24 protein-coding genes and 2 pseudogenes are annotated in these 21,429 nt (G+C 39.3%); 10 read left to right on the top strand and 16 right to left on the bottom strand.

All coding sequences use genetic code 11. The features are described from left to right. Window positions 1-241 precede the first annotated feature (241 nt). Window positions 242-4,573: an endonuclease gene (locus tag ACQKL5_RS13540; RefSeq protein WP_427609408.1), complete on the top strand. Its 4,332-nt coding sequence runs from the start codon at window positions 242-244 to the stop codon at window positions 4,571-4,573. Between the two features lie 78 nt (window positions 4,574-4,651). On the opposite strand, the gene ACQKL5_RS13545 is transcribed toward ACQKL5_RS13540, so the two are convergent. Continuing rightward, window positions 4,652-5,449 carry a peptidoglycan-binding protein gene (locus ACQKL5_RS13545; RefSeq protein WP_427609409.1) on the bottom strand — a complete coding sequence of 266 codons (798 nt, stop codon included), beginning with the start codon at window positions 5,447-5,449 and terminating at the stop codon, window positions 4,652-4,654. A 291-nt stretch (window positions 5,450-5,740) separates the two neighbouring features. Here ACQKL5_RS13545 and ACQKL5_RS13550 point away from each other — a divergent pair, with 291 nt between their 5' ends. Beyond that, window positions 5,741-6,031 (top strand): DUF3817 domain-containing protein, encoded by a 291-nt coding sequence (locus tag ACQKL5_RS13550; RefSeq protein WP_427609410.1) that lies wholly within the window; start codon window positions 5,741-5,743, stop codon window positions 6,029-6,031. Between the two features lie 296 nt (window positions 6,032-6,327). On the opposite strand, the gene ACQKL5_RS13555 is transcribed toward ACQKL5_RS13550, so the two are convergent. Continuing rightward, window positions 6,328-7,626 (bottom strand): MFS transporter, encoded by a 1,299-nt coding sequence (locus ACQKL5_RS13555; RefSeq protein ID WP_427609499.1) that lies wholly within the window; start codon window positions 7,624-7,626, stop codon window positions 6,328-6,330. A gap of 117 nt (window positions 7,627-7,743) precedes the next feature. Continuing rightward, a pseudogene (locus ACQKL5_RS13560) lies at window positions 7,744-7,847 on the bottom strand (hypothetical protein); the annotation flags it as partial. A gap of 124 nt (window positions 7,848-7,971) precedes the next feature. Here ACQKL5_RS13560 and ACQKL5_RS13565 point away from each other — a divergent pair. The 3 genes from ACQKL5_RS13565 to ACQKL5_RS13575 all read left to right on the top strand — a co-directional run bounded on the left by ACQKL5_RS13565 (window position 7,972) and on the right by ACQKL5_RS13575 (window position 8,946). Then, a complete protein-coding gene (locus ACQKL5_RS13565) occupies window positions 7,972-8,307 on the top strand; it encodes a hypothetical protein (protein ID WP_427609411.1) in 336 nt (111 codons plus the stop codon). Window positions 8,308-8,327: 20 nt separating this feature from the next. Next, window positions 8,328-8,633, top strand: coding sequence for a hypothetical protein (locus ACQKL5_RS13570; protein ID WP_427609412.1), 306 nt, complete (start codon window positions 8,328-8,330; stop codon window positions 8,631-8,633). 130 nt (window positions 8,634-8,763) lie between these two features. Next, window positions 8,764-8,946, top strand: a complete 183-nt coding sequence (locus ACQKL5_RS13575; RefSeq protein WP_427609413.1) for a DUF4083 family protein — start codon at window positions 8,764-8,766, stop codon at window positions 8,944-8,946. A gap of 53 nt (window positions 8,947-8,999) precedes the next feature. Here the strand turns inward: ACQKL5_RS13575 and ACQKL5_RS13580 are convergent, their stop codons facing one another. Then, complete coding sequence (locus tag ACQKL5_RS13580; RefSeq protein WP_427609414.1) at window positions 9,000-9,167, bottom strand: hypothetical protein; 168 nt, start codon at window positions 9,165-9,167, stop codon at window positions 9,000-9,002. Window positions 9,168-9,567: 400 nt separating this feature from the next. Between ACQKL5_RS13580 and ACQKL5_RS13585 the strand changes: the two genes are divergently transcribed. Next, complete coding sequence (locus ACQKL5_RS13585; protein ID WP_427609415.1) at window positions 9,568-9,984, top strand: DUF2283 domain-containing protein; 417 nt, start codon at window positions 9,568-9,570, stop codon at window positions 9,982-9,984. Between the two features lie 44 nt (window positions 9,985-10,028). On the opposite strand, the gene ACQKL5_RS13590 is transcribed toward ACQKL5_RS13585, so the two are convergent. The 10 genes and pseudogenes from ACQKL5_RS13590 to ACQKL5_RS13635 form a co-directional block, all read right to left on the bottom strand. Next, window positions 10,029-11,351, bottom strand: coding sequence for an FAD-dependent oxidoreductase (locus ACQKL5_RS13590; RefSeq protein ID WP_427609416.1), 1,323 nt, complete (start codon window positions 11,349-11,351; stop codon window positions 10,029-10,031). 110 nt (window positions 11,352-11,461) lie between these two features. After that, the gene (locus tag ACQKL5_RS13595) at window positions 11,462-11,743 is read right to left on the bottom strand and encodes a Fe-S cluster assembly protein HesB (protein ID WP_427609417.1); all 282 of its coding nucleotides are present in this window, start codon (window positions 11,741-11,743) and stop codon (window positions 11,462-11,464) included. Then, a pseudogene (locus ACQKL5_RS13600) lies at window positions 11,743-11,871 on the bottom strand (arsenate reductase); the annotation flags it as partial. The gene ACQKL5_RS13595 and the pseudogene ACQKL5_RS13600, both read right to left, overlap by 1 nt. After that, window positions 11,822-11,929: a hypothetical protein gene (locus tag ACQKL5_RS13605; protein WP_427609418.1), complete on the bottom strand. Its 108-nt coding sequence runs from the start codon at window positions 11,927-11,929 to the stop codon at window positions 11,822-11,824. The pseudogene ACQKL5_RS13600 and the gene ACQKL5_RS13605, both read right to left, overlap by 50 nt. An 11-nt stretch (window positions 11,930-11,940) precedes the next feature. Further along, window positions 11,941-12,999, bottom strand: coding sequence for an ACR3 family arsenite efflux transporter (gene arsB / locus ACQKL5_RS13610; protein ID WP_427609419.1), 1,059 nt, complete (start codon window positions 12,997-12,999; stop codon window positions 11,941-11,943). Further along, window positions 12,996-13,307 carry an ArsR/SmtB family transcription factor gene (locus ACQKL5_RS13615; RefSeq protein WP_427609420.1) on the bottom strand — a complete coding sequence of 104 codons (312 nt, stop codon included), beginning with the start codon at window positions 13,305-13,307 and terminating at the stop codon, window positions 12,996-12,998. Before ACQKL5_RS13615 ends, arsB begins: the two co-directional genes overlap by 4 nt. A 297-nt stretch (window positions 13,308-13,604) precedes the next feature. Beyond that, window positions 13,605-14,300 carry an ABC transporter ATP-binding protein gene (locus tag ACQKL5_RS13620; RefSeq protein WP_427609421.1) on the bottom strand — a complete coding sequence of 232 codons (696 nt, stop codon included), beginning with the start codon at window positions 14,298-14,300 and terminating at the stop codon, window positions 13,605-13,607. After that, window positions 14,297-15,109, bottom strand: coding sequence for an ABC transporter permease (locus ACQKL5_RS13625; RefSeq protein WP_427609422.1), 813 nt, complete (start codon window positions 15,107-15,109; stop codon window positions 14,297-14,299). Before ACQKL5_RS13625 ends, ACQKL5_RS13620 begins: the two co-directional genes overlap by 4 nt. 132 nt (window positions 15,110-15,241) lie before the next feature. Next, window positions 15,242-15,769 carry a nitrous oxide reductase accessory protein NosL gene (locus ACQKL5_RS13630; RefSeq protein ID WP_427609423.1) on the bottom strand — a complete coding sequence of 176 codons (528 nt, stop codon included), beginning with the start codon at window positions 15,767-15,769 and terminating at the stop codon, window positions 15,242-15,244. Beyond that, window positions 15,766-17,028 (bottom strand): right-handed parallel beta-helix repeat-containing protein, encoded by a 1,263-nt coding sequence (locus ACQKL5_RS13635; protein ID WP_427609500.1) that lies wholly within the window; start codon window positions 17,026-17,028, stop codon window positions 15,766-15,768. The genes ACQKL5_RS13630 and ACQKL5_RS13635 overlap by 4 nt, the downstream gene beginning before the upstream one ends. A 666-nt stretch (window positions 17,029-17,694) precedes the next feature. On the opposite strand from ACQKL5_RS13635, the gene ACQKL5_RS13640 reads away from it, so the two are divergent. Continuing rightward, complete coding sequence (locus tag ACQKL5_RS13640; protein WP_427609424.1) at window positions 17,695-18,000, top strand: potassium transporter Kef; 306 nt, start codon at window positions 17,695-17,697, stop codon at window positions 17,998-18,000. A 153-nt stretch (window positions 18,001-18,153) separates the two neighbouring features. Here ACQKL5_RS13640 and ACQKL5_RS13645 read toward each other — a convergent pair whose 3' ends face one another. After that, a complete protein-coding gene (locus ACQKL5_RS13645) occupies window positions 18,154-18,735 on the bottom strand; it encodes a TetR/AcrR family transcriptional regulator (RefSeq protein WP_427609425.1) in 582 nt (193 codons plus the stop codon). A gap of 159 nt (window positions 18,736-18,894) precedes the next feature. On the opposite strand from ACQKL5_RS13645, the gene ACQKL5_RS13650 reads away from it, so the two are divergent. The 3 genes from ACQKL5_RS13650 to ACQKL5_RS13660 all read left to right on the top strand — a co-directional run bounded on the left by ACQKL5_RS13650 (window position 18,895) and on the right by ACQKL5_RS13660 (window position 20,785). Continuing rightward, window positions 18,895-19,602 carry an SDR family NAD(P)-dependent oxidoreductase gene (locus tag ACQKL5_RS13650; RefSeq protein ID WP_427609426.1) on the top strand — a complete coding sequence of 236 codons (708 nt, stop codon included), beginning with the start codon at window positions 18,895-18,897 and terminating at the stop codon, window positions 19,600-19,602. Window positions 19,603-19,759: 157 nt separating this feature from the next. Continuing rightward, the gene (locus tag ACQKL5_RS13655) at window positions 19,760-20,269 is read left to right on the top strand and encodes an N-acetyltransferase family protein (protein WP_427609427.1); all 510 of its coding nucleotides are present in this window, start codon (window positions 19,760-19,762) and stop codon (window positions 20,267-20,269) included. A gap of 105 nt (window positions 20,270-20,374) precedes the next feature. Further along, the gene (locus ACQKL5_RS13660; RefSeq protein WP_427609428.1) at window positions 20,375-20,785 is read left to right on the top strand and encodes a GNAT family N-acetyltransferase; all 411 of its coding nucleotides are present in this window, start codon (window positions 20,375-20,377) and stop codon (window positions 20,783-20,785) included. Between the two features lie 154 nt (window positions 20,786-20,939). On the opposite strand, the gene ACQKL5_RS13665 is transcribed toward ACQKL5_RS13660, so the two are convergent. Beyond that, window positions 20,940-21,407: a MarR family winged helix-turn-helix transcriptional regulator gene (locus ACQKL5_RS13665; protein ID WP_427609429.1), complete on the bottom strand. Its 468-nt coding sequence runs from the start codon at window positions 21,405-21,407 to the stop codon at window positions 20,940-20,942. Window positions 21,408-21,429: the final 22 nt, after the last annotated feature.

The raw sequence follows: 21,429 nt of genomic DNA on the forward strand, positions 1-21,429 counted from the left end.
AAACATACGAGGGCGATGCCACTTTACATGTCACGAATCTTTCTTCCTTTAAGTAGTCGATGCTGATTCCCCTTGACTGGAATTCCTTCAGAGACCTTACCTATTTATGGGGCAAGCGTAAATCTGAATGGCGTCCCAGTCTAAGGAGACACCATTCTTTAGTAGATAGGAAGATGAAATATCTGACTCACTGACAGGTAACATCGCCAAGGTTTAATAATAAACTGGAGGGGTTGAGTACTTGAAGAAGAATGGGATAAGTAAGATTTTCTTTGCCATATTATTAGTTCTATCAACGATTTTGCCATATGCAGCGGTCGCAAAAGCGGAAGAGTTCTTGTCTGTAGCAGAAGCCATTGCGAATAATAGTGGGAAGGGTAAAACGGTGAAAGGATATATCGTAGGAACAGCTTCTAGTGGTACAAGCTATGTCCAAAAAGCGCCTTTTACCGTGAATACCAATATAGGAATCGCGGATAGTCCGGATGAAACCGACAGTAAAAAAGTTATGCCGGTTCAGCTACCCAGCGGTAACATTCGGGCAGCCTTGAATTTAGTGGAACACCCGGAGCTACTTAAGAAACAGGTGACTATTACCGGTTCACTGGAAGCCTACTTCAGCGTTCCAGGTCTTAAATCTCCAACTGCTTACACAATCATTAGCGATGGTGGCACACCGCCAGAGCAACCTGATGTGAAGGTTATGGATTCCCTCGCAGAAGCACGCACGAATACCACGGATGTCGTGCAAATCGAAGGAATCGTTACGACAGGAGTTGGCTATTGGGGAGGAAAAGGCTTTTACATCCAAGACGAAACTGCTGGACTTTATGTGTATGGAACTTCATGGAATACGGATGTGAAGCAAGGAGATAAGGTTCGATTAATCGGAAAAGTCTCTGCTTATAGTAATGAATTACAAATCCAACCTACATCCCTTGATGTGGTTTCTTCTGGGAATGCCCTTCCCAAAACACAAATAATCGGTGCGGCAGGAGTCAATGATGCCACACAGGGAGAGCTAGTCAAAATCGAAAAGGCGACCATCACTGACTTGGCAGCATCCGGTACGTACGGAACATTCGAATTCAAAGCAAAAGATGAGGATGGTAAGTCCGTTCTTGTTCGCCATGATAACCGGAATGGTTCGAGTTATGAGGATTTCCTGAAGAGCTTTAAAGAGGGAGACCTTATTTCTGTCACGGGAATCGCGTCACAATTCAATGAGGGGTTTCAGCTTAAGCCAAGAGGACTTGAAGATTATGAGCTGGTGAACAAACCAGCTGTATATACGGATATTTTCCCTGGTACAGTCAGTGAAAATACGAAAGTGTCTCTTGAAACTGGGTGGAAGGATGCCAAGATTTATTATACGTTAGATGATTCTGTCCCAACCTCTGCAAGCACGTTATACACAGGGCCGATTACATTAACGGAAGATACAGTCATCAAGGCAATCGCCGTGAATGACAACACCTCGGAAGTATTTTCATTTTCCTATATGGTTACGAAAACGAATGACTTGAAGATTCGTGACATCCAAGGGGTGAATCATTTTTCACCGTATGAAAATCAGCTAGTTTCAAATGTGGAAGGTGTCGTCACGTATGTAAAGGATGCCAATAACTTTTACATGCAAGACCCTAATCCGGACGATGATTTGACGACGTCAGAAGGAGTCCTCGTCTACAACAAAGCGCATGGGTTGAAGGCAGGAGATTCCGTCTCGGTGGATGGTAAAGTTTTGGAATGGTATGTCGAAGGCTACGCTGAAATGAAAACGACAGATTTGCCAACGACTGAATTGACCAATACGACCATTAAAAAGACGGGTACTCTAGCCATTCCGAAGCCGATAGTTATAGGCAAAGATGTCATCCCACCTTCTGAAAACATCGATGATGATCAATTGACGGATTTTGAACCGACAGAAGACGGAATTGATTTTTATGAGAGTTTAGAAGGAATGCTCGTAGAAGTCTATCAACCGAAAGTGGTAGCTCCCCAATATTATGGTGAACTGGTCGTAATTCCGGGAGATATGGCAACAACCACGGCGGTGGGCGGAGTCAAAACTACGGAAGAAGACAGCAATCCAGAAAGAATCATCCTGGACATGGATGATGAAAAACTTGTCGCAAAAACAGGAGATTTCTTTACAAGTAATGTTACGGGAGTCATCAGCTACGGTTATAGCAACTATAGAGTGCTGACGGACAAAAACAAGCTGCCAGCATTACAGGATGGCAAAACAGCCAGAGAAGTGACGTCGTTACCAGTAGAGTCTGATAAACTATCGATCGCATCTTATAACATCGAAAATTTCTCAACGAAAACGGCTGACTCGAAGGTTACGACAATAGCAAATTCCATCATTACGAATCTAAAAGCGCCGGATATTATCGGCGTGACGGAAATGCAGGATAATGACGGGGCAACGGATAGCGGAACGACGGAAGCTAATCAAAGTGCACAGAAAGTAATCGATAAAATCAAGGAATTAGACGGACCAGCCTATCAATATATTGATATTGCGCCAGAAGATAAAGCGGATGGCGGGGCACCTGGTGGAAATATCCGGGTAGGCTTTTTGTATAATACAGACCGTGTGAAATTAGTTGAGGGAACAAAAGGAAATTCGACGGAATCTGTTGCTTATAAAAGTGATAAACTCACCTTGAATCCTGGGAGAATCGATCCGACGAATGCCGCTTTTGCATCAAGCAGGAAGCCATTGGCTGCTCAGTTTGAATTTAACGGGGAAAGCGTAGTCGTCGTCGCCAATCATTTCAATTCCAAGGGCGGTGACCAACCTTTATTCGGGAAAAATCAGCCACCTGTACTATCAAGTGAGGTTCAAAGGTTACAAATTGCTTCTATCGTCAATCAATTTGTCAAAGGTATCAAGGATGAAAACCCTGATGAACATGTTGTCCTGCTTGGAGATTTTAATGATTTTGAATTCTCAGCTCCACTTAAAGAGTTAAAGGGTAAAGAATTAACCAATATGATTGAGAAAGTACCGTTTGAACAACGTTACTCTTACACATACCAAGGAAACTCCCAAGTGCTTGATCATATTCTTGTATCCAACAATATGGCAGAATCCACAAAAGTGGACATCGTTCATATTAACTCCTCCTTCATGGAAACACATGGACGGGCAAGTGATCATGACCCTGTATTGATTCAGACGGATATATCAGCACCTGAGGAATATGAACCCATCGTTCCGAAAAAAACATATTATTTGAAAAGCTTTAAAAAGAAACAACTGATGGTTGCTGTACCTAGCGCTTTGATTGATGTCGATGAGTTCTCTACCATTGAAGAGGGCATTTACATCAAAAGTGAATATGCAAAACTGCAGGGGCCAGGCTTAAAGAACACGAGGGTGATCCTTCAGCCGAACAAACAGGCTTCCATTATTGATTTCAGTGGTGCTATGGTGAAAGAAGTCATCATCGAAAACGCGAATATCAAAGAAATCCGTGGCGCTGAAAATGTTCAGAAATGGACGACTAAAAAAGGGGTCAATACATCGTCAATCAAGTTTTTGAATGCGAAAGGGAAAGCGATTGCCTCTCCTTTTGCACCAAAGGAGAATAAAGCCCCAATTGTAAAGAAGACAATAGAAAATGTAGATGTGAAAGTGGGCTCGACGGTCACTCTTAATCTACGTGAGTACTTTGAAGATCCTGATAACGATTCACTAACTTTTTCGTCTACAATCGGTACAATAGCAGGCTCCACGTTGACTCTTCCAACCGATAAAGTCGGAAATTATCTTGTCGCTGTAACAGCAAAGGACAAGTCGTCAGAAGTGATTGCTCGTTTCAGCCTGAAAGTATCAGAGGAAAAGCAACTTGAAGCATATTATCAGAATGCGTCCGGCAAGACCGGCCAAGAATTAAAAACGACGCTACACAGCATCATTAAAAATCAGACAAAGTTAACATACGCTCAAGTATGGGATGGCATAAAGGACGCGGATGAAGATCCGAACAATTCTAATAATGTCATCTTGCTGTACTCTGGAAAATCCATTTCGAAATCTTCGAATGGAGGGAACACTGGACAATGGAATCGTGAGCATGTATGGGCTAAATCCCATGGTAATTTTGGAACGAGCGTAGGTCCCGGGACTGATCTTCATCACCTTCGTCCTGAAGATGTGTCGGTGAATAGTAAACGAGGACATCTGGATTTTGACAATGGAGGCCAAAGCTATAGCGGCTGTGATTGTAAGGTGGATTCAGATTCATGGGAGCCACCTAACAATGTTAAAGGCGATGTCGCCCGCATGTTATTTTATATGGCAGTTCGCTATGAAGGGAATGGTGAGGTTGACTTGGAAATGTCCGATACGGTCAATACGTATCCAAAGCCGCTTCATGGAAAGCTATCAACGCTTTTGAAGTGGAATGAACTCGATCCGGTCGATGCATTTGAGAGCAACCGCAATGAAGTCATTTATGAAAAATGGCAGCACAACCGCAATCCATTCATTGACCATCCTGAGTGGGCCAACGAGATTTGGGGTTCAGCCAAGGATTTGAAAAAGGCGAGTTAATTCTTAACATACTAGTGAACGACGAAAAGAGCATGTATGTTACCATGCTCTTTTCGTCGTTATAAAACTACTAGATTATTAGTCTACTATCGTCACTTTGACTTGTTTTTTACCCCAAATTAAAGCGTCCGATTGTTTAGGAATGAATACATCGATTCTATTACCTTTGATTGCCCCTCCCGTATCGACTGCAAGGGCTTTTCCGTAGCCTTCCACTTCGACTGTAGAGCCTAAAGGAATCACATTTGGATCGACGGCAATCACTTTAGCGTCTTCGTATTTCTTTATATTGACACCCATTCTCGTAATTCCGGAACAGCCTTCACAGCTTGCTGTGTAAGCTGTGCTTGAGACGGTCAACGTCTTCGAAGTGTTACTAACTGAATTGGCTTTCGTCTCTAGCTTACTCATGGTTTTTGCCCCGGCAATTCCGTCGGCGGTCAATCCCTTTTGTTTTTGAAAGGTAGAGACAGCTTGTTTTGTACCGCTGCCGAAAATGCCATCAACCGTTGATGTGTAAACATCCCACACCTTCAATAATTTCTGCAAATCAGCAACATGCTTACCGATATCACCGGTACGTAATACTTGTATTTTTTGGTTCGTTTTTAGGCCTGCTATTCCATCGGCTGTCAGGTTCGATTCCTTCTGGAAATCCTTCACGGCTTCCTTTGTTATCGAACCGTAGTAACCGGTGGCCTCATAATAGGGATAGTCCCCTTTTGTCATCAATAATTCTTGTAGTTCTTTAACATCACTATGGCTTGTACCTTTTGATAGTGTACGATCTCCAAGGGCAGCTTCACCTTTAGTAGGCATCGCCATTCCTATCATGAAAATAGAAACCGTAATGATCAAGCATATAATTTTCTTCATGTTTGTCCTCCTTGTTGTAACTGCACGTATACAATTCGTTTGGATAGCGATTCTTACGTGCAGGGGAAGGAAAAACACCGCCAAGGGACTAAAGAACTGTTAATACATGTAACGGAAAATGTGAGAAAAGGGAGGTTCGATGTGATTACAAATCCTTTGTTACAAGGGATTTGTATGTTTTTGTCATGTGTTTTCAAGACCACATATGTAATGGTTCGTTCATATAGGGTTCATATTTGTGCCTTATAATGATAGCGAAATAAACTTTTAAATGGAGTGGGGGATAAACGAATGTTTTCTACAGCCATGGGCTGGTTCAGGTTTGTCACAATCATGGAAGGAATCTCCTATGTTCTATTACTCGGAGTGGGCCTACCAACTAAATTCATCATGGGTAATGGGGAGATTACGAGAATATTAGGCAGCATACATGGAGGGCTTTTCATCGCATTTGGACTTTTACTATTATATGTAGGCTTGAGGATGAAATGGTCCTTTTTCAAAATGGCCCTTATCTTCATCGCATCCTTCATTCCAATAGGGAACTTCGTCATCGATCGAAAAATATTGAAACAAGCTTAAATCCAAAAGGGACGTGCTGATTAAATAGGCGCGCCCTTTGTGTAAGCTGGATTCATCAAGGACAGAGCATTAGACTGATAAATAGGCAAGTTAGACCGATATAATGCCCAAACTGACCGATATATAGGCAGGCTAGACCGATAAAACCGCCAAACTGACCGATAAATGAATGAAATGAAGATTGAGAGACTTTGCATTCTAAGTGCCAAGACATAAAAACGAGCTAGGAAATGTATCTCCGAGCTCGTTGTATTTTAATGTCTGTTTTTCCTAGAGAATCCGTTAGCAAACAGTTTTTATTTTTCACTTCCACGAGACCATATCACCACTGGAATTAGTAATAAGGATAAAATCCCTCCAATCAATGATAATGTTAGATAACTTGAACCTGCCACAATCATTCCAGACGATGCTCCGCCAGCAGCTCCTGACAACGCAATCAAAACATCCACTGAACCTTGTGTTTTAGCCCTTGTGGAAGTTTTGGTTGAATCAACAATAAGTGCAGTCCCACTTATCAATCCAAAATTCCATCCTAATCCAAGTAAAGAAAGAGCAATTATTAGAAGAACTATGGAATCTCCTGGTGCAAATGCTGATAGTAAACCTGCCAGAAGCAACGTAGTTCCTGAAGCAATAGCCATCGTAGTACGCCCCAACTTATCAACCAGAAAACCTGTAATCAGGGAAGGGAGATACATGGCACCTATATGAAAACCGATAACAAGACCTACTGCACCCAAGCTATGTCCATGATGTCTCATATGAACGGGTGTCATTGTCATAATAGCCACCATTACAATTTGAGTAAGTACCATAATCGTTGCCCCAACCATTATGCCCTTTTTGTCTTCTGTATGTTCAGTTGCTGTCAAATGTCCTTTATCAATAGGTTCTTGGTTCGTTGCTTCTAACATTCTTGCTATAACGAGTGGATCTGGACGAAGCATGATGAAAAGGACAACACCTGCTAAGATATATGCTGTTGCCGCTAAAATAAATGGACCAGCAAGAGAGGGAACACCAATAGATAGAGCGAAATTCCCCATCACATTGACTAAATTTGGACCTGCCACGGCACCAAATGTTGTGAAAACCATTGTCATACTAATGGCAGTCGCTCGCTGTTTACTATTCGCTAAGTCCGTACCTGCATAACGAGCTTGTAAATTAGTTGCTGTCCCGGCACCATAAACAAGAAGGGAAGGAAATAATAGGTATGCACTATTTATTATTGCTGCAATGATGACTCCTATTGCTCCAAGTCCACCGACGATAAAACCGGCTGACAGACCTGTACGACGCCCATAACGTTGAGAAAGTTTCCCTACAAATAATGCTGCTACTGCTGACCCTAAAGTGAGTATAGCTGAAGGGAGTCCAGCGAAAGCTTCTGTGCCGAGCATTTGCTGTGCAAGTAGTGCCCCCACAGTTACTCCTGCGGCTAACCCTGCACCACCAAAGATTTGTGAAATACTTACAACAAATAATGTACGCTTGTATAACGACTTTTGTTTTTCTGGAGAACAAATGTAACTTTGTAACGTAGCTGTTTGTTCGTCTAACGCTTTTACACTTTCTTTCTGTAACACGATCGAACCCCTTTCTAGAAAACTAATTATTCTATTTTCTTATACTCCAACTAGTTTTGAATCATCATAACATGCACAAAAAAACCAAACAATATTATAATTGTATGGCAAACAATAGTAGCTAAGATCGTTTAGCAAACGTCTAAGGACGATCAATCCTTTCTCAAGTTCTTCATTGTTTTTGGTGCACAGACAGAAACCCTTACAGCCCTTTCTGGAGAACTTCTCTTTTAACCGTGTGAAATTAAAGCTGGGTTTGCGGAGGTATAGAGTTTTATGGAATTTAATTACTAAAAATACGTATTAAACCTTATAATGTAATAAAAATGAATAGTAGTGGAGGTAATGATGTATACATACGAGTCATTTGAAACAGATGGTGTTTTTACTTTATTAAGACCCATTCTGTTTACGTTTGTCATCCTGGGCTTTCTTTTATTTATAGGGATTATTTTGCCAAAAGCATTAAATACATTTCTCCATGCCACGACTGTTATCAGCATGTCCCTACTGTCCATCATTGTATCTGCCCAAGTTGTCTTCTACGACGCGATCATTGTCGATGAGCTTAGTTTGGGTGGAGATGCGATGGCTACCTCCATGTATTTGATCATTATAGTATTTGGCATAGTAAACCCACTTATTTATTTTTTTCGGCAGAATCGTGTAAGAAAACAACAATAATTGTTAGGAGAAAATGATGGATGGAGAAAAAACTTCAAAAATGGGCATTTTACGGATTCTTATTTGGTTTAGCGGTATCTATCTTATTAGTAAGTAATAAAGAGGTAACGAAAGTGGAGGGAGGAAGTATTACACAGACTAAACCTGTGTTTGACTACATGCTCTCTTTGCTAAGATATAGTATTAGTTCTATGTTTATATTTCTATTTTTTGGTTGGAGAATGAGTGAGGGGAAAAAAGATAAAAAAGAGAAAGGATATTATCTTCAGTTCTTTCTTATCGTTTTTATCCTTGCAATTATTTCGAGTTTTATATTTGAATGGTAATCCTATAGATTACAACCACATAGTCAACCTGAAATTAAATTTATGAAGGAATATACTTAAACTATATGTATTCGTACTGTGTGGGAAGAAAGGCTCGGTGTGCTTAGTCAATCTGAAGGTGGGAACGATTATGACTTTTAATGGCGGCGATGCAATATTTTCAATAGTTTTCCTTATTTTTATATTTGGAATATTCTCTGGTGTGTTTTTTCTTGTATGGTCACTTCTTACTAAAAAGCCAAGCAAGTCAGATCGTATTGAACAAAAATTTGATAGAATCATTGTGTTACTTGATAAGGATAAGAAAGAATAATCATCAACAAAAAAAGGACTCCCTGATTAGTAGATCAGGGAGATTCTTCTTTGTTATGAATTACTTTCTTTGAGTTTTTTGATTTTATAACCAAGGGAAAGTACTGCACATACAGCATAAATCCCCCGATATACAGCAGGTGATTCTTCTGAAATTAGCCAATAGGTACAAAAGGCAATTAATAAAATATAAATTACAAGATCAAGAATTTTAGATTTCATCGTTTATTCTCCAATACTTTCATGGGTTGAATGCTACGACTATTAATACTATGGCACCCAAAAATACAGCCACAGTTAAAAAGGACCATCCTAATAAATTTACCGGATTATGAAGTCCCATAACTTCTTGCCACTTAGCTTTATAAGACCTATCATTTAACTGATATCTTTTAAGCTGGGCGTATAAATAAATATTCAGTACGATTGAAATTATTATTATAATGATTAAAAATGAAGTGAAAGTTATATCCATATTAAATTAACACCCTTCAACTCTTTAAATTTAAGTAAGAATTATCATGATATTATTTTAACTTTAACATAAATAACCAAAATAATGGAATTTTCTTCAATTAATTTTAATAGTCTATAAATCCATTAAACATGGGGGACAAATCTTATGGGAAACAGAGCTCAGGTTACTTATGATAGGGAAGTGGAGATGGGGTATATTTACTTTTGTGAACCATCTTTATACAAGGTTACTTCCACGGAAGAACTTCCGGTAAACGATGATATCATGTTAGATTTTGGAGAAGGGATTCCGATTGTTGGAATAGAGTTGGGAGGGGATACAGCAAGAAAAGTTGAAACGCTTGCTGATAAAGGGCACATCTTCAAAAAGGAAGTTACTGGTGATGGAAAGACATATTATACTTTCAGACTGAGTGATGAAAGACCAAGAAAGTCTATTTTTCATCCTGAAGTTGATTCCATAGTGTTTCATTTTTCGGATACTACCTGTGAAGATTTCATAGGGATTGATATTTTTGATTCGGATTCATACTCCGAGCTGGATTTGACCGATCAGATATAAACTTATTAAAAAAAGACTGCTAGTTTCCACTAGCAGCCTTACATTTAACAGCAACCACCTGCACCACTATTACATACTCCGGTTTCAGGGAGGCTTAGTTCAACACGCTTTGCACTTTCTTCATCACCAGCTAAAAAGGCTACAATCGAGCGAACTTGTTCATAGCCGGTTGCCATTAAGAAGGTTGGCGCCCGACCATAGCTTTTCGCACCTACGACGTAAAAGCCTTGCTCTGGTTGACGTAAAGTGGTTTCACCATGTGCCTCCACGGTTCCACAGCTATGCTCATTTGGATCGATGAGAGAAGCGAGTGCCGTTACACTTTCGGTTGTGGGATCAGTCGCTAATCGAAGCTCTCCATTTATCGTATAATCCGGACGACTGCCTGTATTGACGACTAGGCGGTCAAAACCTTCTAAAACGATATTTTCGCCGCGTTGTGTACCCATGATGGAAATGCTCTCCGTTCCTTTTAAAGAGGAAATGAAGAACGGGGTGACGACGTTAATTTTTCCTTCATCCACAAGCTGACGAATACGCGATCCCAATGCTCCACGTGCCATCAGTTCATCATTTTGTTCTCCACCATACGCCATTTCAACGTTCTCTTTGCGCATAATCCAGGTAATGTCTGTATCAGGAGATTGTTTCTTCAATTCGGCCAGGTTTAGCAATGAATTAATGGCTGAATGCCCACCACCAATAACAGCGACCTTTTTATTTGAATAAAGCGAAGCGTTTACCGCTACATTCGGAATATGATAATCGATTCGTTCGGCCAATGCTTTTTCAGAAGGAAGCCAGACACCGTTTCCTTGGGCGGGATTTGGATGTCCCCATGTACCTGTTGCATCCAGCACTGCTCGGGCTTGGAATGTCTTCAGTTGACCCTGTACTTCCGTATAAATGACAAACGGCTGATCGTTACGAGCCTTTGATTTCATCTTGTCATGATTCTGGCGGGCAAGGGCAATCACAGGATGATTGGTATAAATGAATGGCTTGATTTGTTCCAATTCCGCCAAAGGTTTTAGATATAAGTCGATTAATTCGTTGCCTGTTGGGATTTCTTCGCCATTTGGTTCCTGCCAGTCCGTTTGTTGGAGTAACGTTTTGGCTGCGGCGTCGATGTTATATTGCCAAGGGGAGAATAGTCTCACATGTCCCCATGACCGAACGCTTGCCGCTACTTCATTGCCTGCTTCCAACAAGACAAAGGGCTGTTTTCTTGCAGCCAGTTGAGCAGCGGCGGCTAACCCAACAGGACCTGCCCCGATAATGGCTACCGGTAAAGTTGATTCCGGCGTGCAACACCCTGTTGATGGCTCACAACATGCCTGCTGATTTAAGATTTTAAATGTTTTCATGATAAAAGCACTCCTTAAATAAGAATTTACTTATATAGTGATGAAAAAAAGAGGTAGCACGAGTCTACTTATTTATTTCATCATTCAATTGATATGTTTTGTAAAATGTATCAGCAATTCGTTGGGGTAAAACCTAGTAACACTAAACCCATTTCACCATTTTCTTCTTCCGCATGAATCGTCACACCTTCTACTTGTGCTTTCACTTGTGGATCGATGGCTACCTGAATTCCTTCAATCAAGGCGATCTCGTCTGTTGCTTGTGCGTCATCCAATCCGACCCCAAGATTCACTCCACAACAACCGGCAATCCCGTAAAATCGAAGTGTTTTTACTTCTGAACCTTTAATGGTTTCTGCTAAATAATTTTTTCCTTCAACGGACATTTTCATTAGACCTGCTCCTTTGCAAATTGTTCAATGCGTGCACCAATCGCATCGCGTACTTGTTGGAATACTTGCCATTTTTCCTCATCTGTTCCTGTTGCCTTTGCAGGATCCGGGAAACCCCAGTGTTCCCTCAGCCATTTGGCTACGGCACGAGTTACCCGTGCACAAAAAATATAGCGTGTTCGTCATGATGAATCTCCCTATAACTTGATTGTCTTAAAGTATTTCTTTTGCCAATGTAAAGCCACACTTACAAGCCCAATCAAGACCGGAACTTCGACAAGCGGCCCAATGACGGCAGCGAATGCTGCATCGGAATGAAGGCCGAACACGGCAATCGCCACTGCAATGGCCAGCTCAAAGTTATTACTGGCTGCTGTAAAAGAGAGGGCAGCTGTTACCGGATAACCTGCACCTGCCTTGCGTGAAGCGAAGAAAGATACAACAAACATGATGATGAAGTAGATGAATAACGGAATGGCAATCCGCAGTGCATCTAAAGGCAGTTCTACAATTTGATCGCCTTTCAGTGCAAACATCATCACGATCGTAAACAATAGTGCAAGAAGGGTGAAGGGTGAAATCTTCGATAAAAACTTTTCTTCGTATACTTTCTCTCTCACCGTTTTGAGCCCGATAAAACGTGTTAACATGCCTGCCGCAAATGGAATTCCTAAGTAAATGAGAACACTCTTGGTGATCTCCCAAACGGATATCGCCACATTGAATGTATCCAAACCGAACCAATTTGGCATCACATTTAGAAACAGCCAGGCGAATACCGGATACATGAGAATTTGAAAGATTGAGTTAAACGCCACTAGGCCAGCCACATATTCCCTGTAGCCTTTTGCAAGGTCATTCCACACAATGACCATGGCGATACAACGAGCCAGCCCAATCATGATGAGTCCGGCCATATATTCCGGGTAGTCATGCAGAAAGATAATCGCTAAGAAGAACATTAAAAACGGCCCAAGTAGCCAGTTTTGAAAAAGTGAGAGAGCTAAGACTTTTACGTCTTTAAACACTCGCCACATTTCTTCATATTTCACTTTCGCCAATGGGGGATACAACATAATGATGAGCCCAATGGCAATGGGGATACTTGTCGTACCCAGACTTGCAACATCCAGTAGCTCCTTGAAATTCGGAAGAAGTAAACTAATGGCAATCCCAACCGCCATCGCCACAAAAATCCATACCGTTAAATAACGATCCAAAAAGGAAAGCTGTTTGGTTAAAGGCTGTTTACTCATGACGAAACATCACATTCAGATTCGCACTGACATGTATCTTGCTTCTCTATTTGAGCCAGTACCGTCTGCATAAGGGGCGTTTGGTCCTCCACCAGCCGATAATGTTTCCATGTCCCAACTTTGCGGGCCACAATAATTCCAGCTTCCTCTAATTTCTTTAACTGTTGACTGACGGCAGGCTGCGATAAACCAAGCACATCGACTAAATCACATACACATACCTCTCCGCCTTTCAAACAAGAAAGGAGGGTAAGGCGATTCCTATCGGCTACTGCTTTCAATTGCTTCTCAAGTAAAAGAAAATCCATTTCATCACCTCTGAATATTAATATATAAGAATATACTTATATTATGACTTTTTAGGTCAAATTGCAAACGTAAAAAAAGATACAAATAATGTATCTTCAAATGGTTCTCTCCTTATTATTATTAAATATCATGCAGGAATTTTAACATTTCTTGTAATGGTTTTATCCACTAAAGCAAGAACAAAGCATGGAAAAGGAGATGATGGAATTGGAGCCTACCGGTCACGATATGCTAGACGTAGCTCACATTCTATTTGTTACAGTTAGTCCGTTACACGTAAAGAAGGGCAAGGAATCCTATTGGCGATGAAGCTTCAACAATTTCATTGTCGTCTCTTCTATTTTGTTTTCATTCTTGATTATCTGAATGACTTCCCCTTGTTTCATAAATAGAATAATATTGCCCGTCTCGGCTGCTACATCCATCATATGGGTAGAAAAAACAATGATCGTACCATTTTTTTTAATTTGATTAAGGATTTCAATGAACTGATTTACCCAGTAGGGATCCAATCCATTTGTCGGCTCATCCAGTAGCAAAACATTCGGTTTGGCTAAAATGGATTGCCCGAATAATAATCGCTGCCTCATGCCCTTAGACAAACTTTTTACTAGTTCACGTTTCTTATCAACAAGGCCTATCAAATCGATTACTTCATTGATCCTATCGCTTTTCACCTTTCGTAAAGATCCATAAAAACTAAGGAACTCTTCAACCGTCATCATTTCCTGGGCTTGAAAATCATCAGGCATGAACCCGATTTGTCTTAAATAGTTCTCGCGTTCATAGTTCATTACTCTTCCATTAATAGAAGTTGTCCCACTTGATGGATAAAGAATGCCCGCAATTATTTGCAATAATGTACTTTTGCCTGCCCCATTTCCACCGCATAAGACGACACAAGTTCCCGCACTTACTTCAAAGGAACATGGATATAATGCCGTCTTTTTCTTATAAACCTTCGAGACACCGTCCACTTTTAATCCTGTCATCGCCTTTTCCTCCATTCCAGCATGAGCATCGAAAATAATAACGTCAGTGACAAAAATCCAATGACATATAAAATATAGGAAATAATTCCGAAAGGGGAGTCTAAGAAAGTCATAAGTGAATCATATGCTTGACCAAAAACTGCCCCTGCATCAAGTGACAGAACAAAGGACACCCGAATGATTTCAGCGGGATTGACAAATAAGAAAAATTTCATCATGGGGGCAATCCAACGATAAGGGAGCACACCTAAGATACCAATCAATGCAGTCGGCCAAATCATGATTAGAAAAAACCAGATAATGACGGAAATTGATAATGCCTGCCACCTTGTCGATACGATACACCCTACGGTTATGCCAAGGATGAGAAAGAAAAAAATAAGAGTAATAGAGAAAAAGTAAATAGACAAAAGCCAATCGCCGGAGAAAATGCTCCCGCTCAATAGCCCTATTGCCAAGCTAATTCCATAACTGAACGTGAAAACGATCGCTTGAGCCGAGAATTGACCACCTATTTTCCCCACTATGTACGACAATGTAAATAACGGATAGGTATTCAACAACCGCCATTGTCCATTTTCCATCTCATTGGCGATTGCAAAGGAACCAATGATTAACATGAAAAGTGGAATGATATATAATGCGACATTGACGATAGTGCCAGTCGTATTGGTATAACCAGTTAAGGAGGGGGAGCTGCTTTGTAATAAAAATAAGAGAGACAATACAGCGACCCACAAGCCCAAAAAGGAATAATACGATCGCTGTCGTACTGTCATGCGCAGTTCAGAAAACCAAATATTCCACATCTTCATTCCTCTTTTCGAACATTCTTCGACCATCCGTTTACAAATTACCTCAAAATAGAACGATCAGATCCCGATAAAGTAAAAGGGGCCGCCCAAAAACGGAACGGGCCCCTATTCTCCTGATGAAAATCATCACATATGACTATCTTCATCACCGTCAGAATGGGAATGTTTTTTCATTTTTTGCTTCTTCATCATTTCATGGTTTTGCTCCCAACCATAGTCAGCTAAATCGTTTGCAGACATTAGCTGACTGTCTTCATTTGCAGTGGCAAACTCTTCAGCGGTAGCTTTATCTTTAAACGATACTACATTATAGGCCATTGGTGTTTTAACCGATGGATTGTATACATACGTTGCATCTTTTCCTAAAATCCATTCTTTATCGTTGTAATCACGGACAAATTGAGCATCAATTTGTTTGTTTTCATTAGCATGAATCCAATCATACATACAGCCTATATCATCAAAGACCATGGATTTACCATTTTCTAAAATAATTTGGGTAGCGTGTTGATCATTAACAACAGCCATATTACATGTTTCACAAGTGTCTGTCGCTTCATTAATGGCAACAGGTTTTACCTCATCATTTCCACATGCTGTAATACTCATCATGATTCCTGCCAATGCCAGGTAACTAAATAGTTTTTTCTTCATCGTCTTTTCCTCCCAAATATAAATAAACTACAACTGGCTACAATCATCACTGCACTCATACACCATAAAATCAAACGAGATGATTGTTCTTTTTCTACTTTCATGGTCATGTCCATAAGAGGGGCTGAATCTATTAACAACTGTTCATATGGACTTTTCAACATATTTTGTAACATGATAATTCCTGGTGCTTGAAAGAACAGTTGATATTCGGGAACATCCGCAGTTAAGGTAAGAAAATATGGGTCGGCAGTATAGACAATATCGCTCTCGCCGTCTCCATTTACATCAACTTTGCTAGCGGCGTCCCAATAATTACCGTTCAATTGATTGTTTGAGCTTTCTATTGCCTGGGCATCGTTGACGTTTCCAACGAATGTATTATTTACTGCGTTGTTTCCATTCGATTTTAAAAACTGTACTCCAGTAAAATTGTCCATGATCTTATTGAATTCCAATCGGTTGTTCTCAGCTTTTTCGATAAAAATGCCTACTCGATTGGAAATGAACTCATTTCCGGTCACCTCAGTTTCAGAAGCCAAGTATAGTAACAGTCCTTGAGCATTCACACTATTATTATTAGAAGAAAATTGATTATTATGAACGACTGTGCGTTTTGATTCCATTAACTCTGTGCCTGTTGTATTTAGATTAGATACATTTTCGTCAAGTATATTATCATCCGAGAACATGAGATGCATACCATAACGGGATTTTTTGATGTTATTCCCATATAAGGTATTCTCGTTGCTTTGCTCTAAATAAATTCCGTCAGAAACATTAGTTATCTTAAGGTTCTTAAGCTTATTTCGGTTAGATTTCCATAAATCGATTCCATTCCCTCGATTTATGCCAATAATCTCGCTGCCTTGGATTGTCACGTCATTTGCTTTGTCAAGCCTCATGCCGAAATGTTTAGTCTCAATATGAAGTCTGTCCAGAGTATGATGAGAGCCAGTAACATAAATGGCTGTGTCATCTTTTTCATTCCCACAGTGTTCCACCTTGATGTTTTTTAGAGTAACACCTTTGTTAAGAATGGTAACTACCGGTTCATCCTCACAAGACCGAAGAAGGACTTTACCCGTTCCTTCTAGGATTATTGGCTTGGAGATTACCACTGTTCCCTCATACTCACCCTCCTCTATTTTAATCGTGGCACCGTTTGGAGCTTCATCAATTTTAGATTGTAAAGTGCTTGCTGCTTCAGATACAGCTGGAAAGAAGAATGATAAGAGGAGAAACAAGCTATAATACATTATTTTCACTTCTATAGTCTCCTCACTCTCGAATTGATTCACCACTTTAGTCTGCCTATTACATGCAAAATAAATTATTTTTAAATGGGGGAAGGATCAGCGCAGGGCCCTTCCAACATTCGAACTGTCCTTCCCATTATTATTGACAGAATGAAAATATTAAATAATAACTCTAAAGAGTGATTTTAAAAATTTTATGTAGAAATAAAGTGAAAACTTGAAGTATAAACAAATAAAATGGCTCATTTTAATTATTCCAACTGTTACAATCACGTTTTGAAAATACATTCGACACGAAAGAACAACAGCTCATCAAATCAAGATTGCACCAAAAGTAGGTGAGGGAACCGATGTCATTTCTATGAAAGTTACTGAAGTGCTTTCAAAGGAACAGTCCAAACCCAAATAAAAAACGATTGAGGTAGATTAATTGAAAAAGCCGACCTTTATTGGTCGGCAAACGGAGACCGCAAATTGGCGGTCTTTTTTATGTAGAAGTCCTTAGCATAATCATACATGTATAATCAATTTTTTTATGTCGTAGCAATTCCCATCATTATGTTGTAGAAGGTCATTTCGTGAAATATTTGGAAGGGTAAATACCCAGAAAAAGGATTATTGGTGGGATATAATATCAACCAACTTGATACGGAGAAGTGAATACAGATGGACAACCTTACATTGGAATCTTTCTTTACTTATTTATTGTTGTTGATTTCGCTCATTTGTAGCTACTATGTCATTCGGAAGGTAACAACAGCTCTACGTTACCGTATGATCGTTTTAGTCATAGGAATTGTTTCTTTAACACTCCTAACTTGGGGATTAGTAGATAATAAAATAATGGATTATCAAGATGCGAATATAGGACTCGGTTTGATCTTTTACCTAACATGGACAGTAATAGTGGTTGCGTTTCTGGTCTCAATTATCATCTCTTTCTATATCAGTCGGAAAGGAAAGGGGAAATAAGGTAAAGTACAGCCCATCGCTTTTTGTTAATGAGTCGATACCACCATAAAAAGGCCGCCAATTGGCGGCCTTTTTGAATAGGATACTTGTATAATCATGCATTCAAAGTCTGGTAGAAACTATTATCCAAGGGACTTTCAAAAGAACCGTTGTTCATGTTTTTAACAAGGCCAAAACATTATGAAAATGAATTTCGCTCAACTGTTCGACGACATCTTCGACTACCAGGTTCTCGGAATCTGTAATCCACATACAAATCACACCTACTAATCCTGAGATGATGTATTCCAAGCCGATTTTTATTTTTTGATTGGGATAATGATCGCCGATACCAGAAAGCATAATACTTTTTAATGCTTCTTTTAAATACATCGAAAAATTAGGGTGACCATTTTGACTAAGCATCGCTTTGAAGAAAACAATGTCGGCTTCGATCACTTTGAATGTTTCACTTAGGATTGAAATAAACATATCCCTATTCATTTCTTGGATATCGTTCACTTCCAAGTTCATACAAACATTCAATTTTTCCATGCTTTCCTTACATAATTTGTCCATTAAATCGGGTTTATCCACGTAGTGTAAGTAAAACGTATTTCGATTGATTATGGCTTCTTCAGCAATGTCCTGTATGGTAATTCGTTCGTACCCTTTTGTTTGAATTAATGATAGGAACGCTTCTTTAATAGCCTTCCTTGTTTTACGAATACGAAGGTCTACCTTATCTTTGCCCATGTGAAAACAGCTCCCTTCAATAAAGATAATGGTCAATTATCACCATTGTGACTATTATCTATCAGATTGATGAATATTGACCATTGAGTACATTAATTCTACGTTATAAGATGATAAGAATCAATTGAATTAAAGTATCCACAATAAGGAGAGAAATCAATGAAAACATTAGCGATTATTGGAGCAGGTAAAGGGTTAGGTTTATCATTAGCAAAACGTTTCGGTAAGGAAGGCTTTCAAGTTGCATTGGTAGCTCGTAACGCAGTGAAACTTCAAGAAATGGTTGATGAATTAACAGCTATGGATATTGAATCTTCTTATTTCACAGCTGATATTTACAGTAAAGAGCAAATCGAAACAGCTATTGCCGCAATTAAGGAAAAGTACGGTCAAATTGATGTGGTAGAAGTGAGTCCCGTACCAGGTAACTATCCTCCGACCTCAGTGTTAGAATTAACGATTGAAAATGCAAGAGATGCATTCGAAGGCTATGCAGCAAGCTCAATCAATATCGTAAATGCTGTGTTACCAGATATGATGGCTAGAAAAAATGGCGCATTATTATTCACAACAGGCTTCTCAGCGCTACACCCAATGGCTATGATGGGAAACATCGGTGTGGGGATTGCAGGGCTACGTAACTATGTAGCAAACTTGCACACAGAATTACAAGACAAGGGGATTTTCGTAGGTCACCGTTCATTAGCCTTGTTCATTTCCGAACCAGGTACGGGCAAAGTTAATGACCCAGATGTGATTGCTGATATGTGGTATGAAGCGTATACAGAGAAAACAGTTTGGGAACAAGAATATCCAAAGGGCATTACGGCAGAAGCTCTTTTATCATTCCACGCAGAAAATAACTAATAATGGAACTAAAAGATTCTTTTTTAAGATAATCAAGCATTCAAATTCAAGTGAAAAAATCCTTGTTTAACTATCCGGGTAGGTTAGTTGAACAAGGATTTTCTTGTTCGTAACCGAATATTAATATATATGGGAAAGATTGAAAGGGGAAACCAATATGATAATCAGAAAGGCAACGTTGGCTGATGCTGAAGGTATAGCAAAAGTACACGTTGATAGTTGGAAAACTACATATGCGAACATCATTCCAGTAGAATACTTAAATCAATTAAGTTATGAAGGACGAGAGCAGTTATGGAAAGAGAACATGACTAATAGCGATGTATTCGTAGCAGAAAACGAGGAAGGGAAAATTGTCGGTTTTTCATCTGGTGGTAAAGAAAGATCGAGTAAATACCCTGATTACACTGGTGAATTATATGCTATTTATATTTTAAAAGAGTATCAAGGAAATGGGTTAGGAAAATTGTTAGTTAAACCAATCATTAAAGAACTACAACACAAAAACCTTTTTTCAATGATAGTTTTAGTGCTGGAAGATAATAGTTCTCGTCTTTTTTATGAGTCTCTTGATGGTAAAAAAATAGACACCATTGAGGTTAACATTTCTGGGAAGAAACTCAATGAACTTGTTTATGGGTGGAAAAATATTAGGATAATACTGTAAACTAAAAAAAGAAATTTAGATTTTTGGATAAACAAAAGGAGGCATAAGACAGTGGATAAATTACGTAATATCTCTTCAAAGTAAAATATTGAGGAGGAAAATTAAATGACGATAAACTTTAATAATAGTAAAAACATAAATAGAGAACAATTAGAAAGACTATACAATGATGTACAGTGGTATGCATATACACAAGATTTAGATGTTCTACAAAAAGCACTATTACAGTCCTTAGAAGTTATATCTGCATGGAACGGAGAAGAATTAGTTGGGCTCATTCGTATTGTTGGTGATGGATTAACAATTATTTATATTCAAGATATACTTGTATTAAATGATTATCAAAATCAAGGAATTGCTACTCTACTTATGCAACAAACTCTTGAAAAGTATAGGGATGTTCGTCAAATCGTCCTTTTAACTGAAGAAGCACCAGATGTAAGACATTTTTATGAAAAGAATCGTTTTGAATCTTGTGATAAGGGTTCTTTAGTAGCTTTTGCTAAGTTAAGTTAGAGGAATTCATTAAAAGATTTCCTATATATTTTGCCATCGCATATAAGTCAGATACTTAAACAAACTGGTAATTCAATTCAATAAAATATTGGTTAGTCAGGTTCGATTAATAAAAAAATTCACTCTCATAATAGAGTGAATTTTTTTTATTAATCTATTTCTCATCTGTTGCATTCAGCTGATGTAACAGGCGTAGTATTGTTTCGTTTATTTCATTGAGTTCCTGTTTACTTATACCAGTAGCATCGAATAGGGATTGGGGAACACAAGATGCTTTTTTCTGTAGGGCTTTGCCTGCTTGAGTAATACGGATGTTCACGATACGTTCATCTATCGTGTCACGGTTACGCTCGATAAGACCTGCTGCTTCCATTCGTTTGAGTAGAGGTGTCAGTGTGCCTGTATCTAGATTAAGTACTTTCCCTAGATCTTTAATGGTTCTTTGTGGTTTTTCCCACAATGTAACTAAGACTAGATACTGAGGATAAGTGAGCTGAAGTTCATCTAGGTAAGGGCGATAAAGGCGTAAAATCGCTCTTGAACAGGCATACAAAGAGAAGCATAGGTGATTCTCTAGATTAAGATTTTGCTCATTTTCCATGGTTACACTCCCATTGATCATTGTTTCAATAGCGTAGCATACG

Source organism: Peribacillus sp. NPDC097675 (assembly GCF_050277655.1).
Lineage (GTDB): Bacteria > Bacillota > Bacilli > Bacillales > DSM-1321 > Peribacillus.

Excerpts from the sequence above, each read along its gene's own strand:
- ACQKL5_RS13580 (WP_427609414.1), bottom strand. The coding sequence starts at position 9,167 with ATGAAATCTAAAATTCTTGATCTTGTAATTTATATTTTATTAATTGCC.
- ACQKL5_RS13565 (WP_427609411.1), top strand. The coding sequence starts at position 7,972 with ATGTATACATACGAGTCATTTGAAACAGATGGTGTTTTTACTTTATTA.
- ACQKL5_RS13550 (WP_427609410.1), top strand. The coding sequence starts at position 5,741 with ATGTTTTCTACAGCCATGGGCTGGTTCAGGTTTGTCACAATCATGGAA.
- ACQKL5_RS13585 (WP_427609415.1), top strand. The coding sequence starts at position 9,568 with ATGGGAAACAGAGCTCAGGTTACTTATGATAGGGAAGTGGAGATGGGG.
- ACQKL5_RS13620 (WP_427609421.1), bottom strand. The coding sequence starts at position 14,300 with ATGACAGGATTAAAAGTGGACGGTGTCTCGAAGGTTTATAAGAAAAAG.
- ACQKL5_RS13595 (WP_427609417.1), bottom strand. The coding sequence starts at position 11,743 with ATGAAAATGTCCGTTGAAGGAAAAAATTATTTAGCAGAAACCATTAAA.
- ACQKL5_RS13590 (WP_427609416.1), bottom strand. The coding sequence starts at position 11,351 with ATGAAAACATTTAAAATCTTAAATCAGCAGGCATGTTGTGAGCCATCA.
- arsB (WP_427609419.1), bottom strand. The coding sequence starts at position 12,999 with ATGAGTAAACAGCCTTTAACCAAACAGCTTTCCTTTTTGGATCGTTAT.
- ACQKL5_RS13625 (WP_427609422.1), bottom strand. The coding sequence starts at position 15,109 with ATGTGGAATATTTGGTTTTCTGAACTGCGCATGACAGTACGACAGCGA.
- ACQKL5_RS13545 (WP_427609409.1), bottom strand. The coding sequence starts at position 5,449 with ATGAAGAAAATTATATGCTTGATCATTACGGTTTCTATTTTCATGATA.
- ACQKL5_RS13605 (WP_427609418.1), bottom strand. The coding sequence starts at position 11,929 with ATGACGAACACGCTATATTTTTTGTGCACGGGTAACTCGTGCCGTAGC.
- ACQKL5_RS13615 (WP_427609420.1), bottom strand. The coding sequence starts at position 13,307 with ATGGATTTTCTTTTACTTGAGAAGCAATTGAAAGCAGTAGCCGATAGG.
- ACQKL5_RS13570 (WP_427609412.1), top strand. The coding sequence starts at position 8,328 with ATGGAGAAAAAACTTCAAAAATGGGCATTTTACGGATTCTTATTTGGT.
- ACQKL5_RS13635 (WP_427609500.1), bottom strand. The coding sequence starts at position 17,028 with ATGTATTATAGCTTGTTTCTCCTCTTATCATTCTTCTTTCCAGCTGTA.
- ACQKL5_RS13655 (WP_427609427.1), top strand. The coding sequence starts at position 19,760 with ATGATAATCAGAAAGGCAACGTTGGCTGATGCTGAAGGTATAGCAAAA.
- ACQKL5_RS13575 (WP_427609413.1), top strand. The coding sequence starts at position 8,764 with ATGACTTTTAATGGCGGCGATGCAATATTTTCAATAGTTTTCCTTATT.
- ACQKL5_RS13640 (WP_427609424.1), top strand. The coding sequence starts at position 17,695 with ATGGACAACCTTACATTGGAATCTTTCTTTACTTATTTATTGTTGTTG.
- ACQKL5_RS13650 (WP_427609426.1), top strand. The coding sequence starts at position 18,895 with ATGAAAACATTAGCGATTATTGGAGCAGGTAAAGGGTTAGGTTTATCA.
- ACQKL5_RS13645 (WP_427609425.1), bottom strand. The coding sequence starts at position 18,735 with ATGGGCAAAGATAAGGTAGACCTTCGTATTCGTAAAACAAGGAAGGCT.
- ACQKL5_RS13660 (WP_427609428.1), top strand. The coding sequence starts at position 20,375 with ATGACGATAAACTTTAATAATAGTAAAAACATAAATAGAGAACAATTA.
- ACQKL5_RS13665 (WP_427609429.1), bottom strand. The coding sequence starts at position 21,407 with ATGATCAATGGGAGTGTAACCATGGAAAATGAGCAAAATCTTAATCTA.
- ACQKL5_RS13630 (WP_427609423.1), bottom strand. The coding sequence starts at position 15,769 with ATGAAGAAAAAACTATTTAGTTACCTGGCATTGGCAGGAATCATGATG.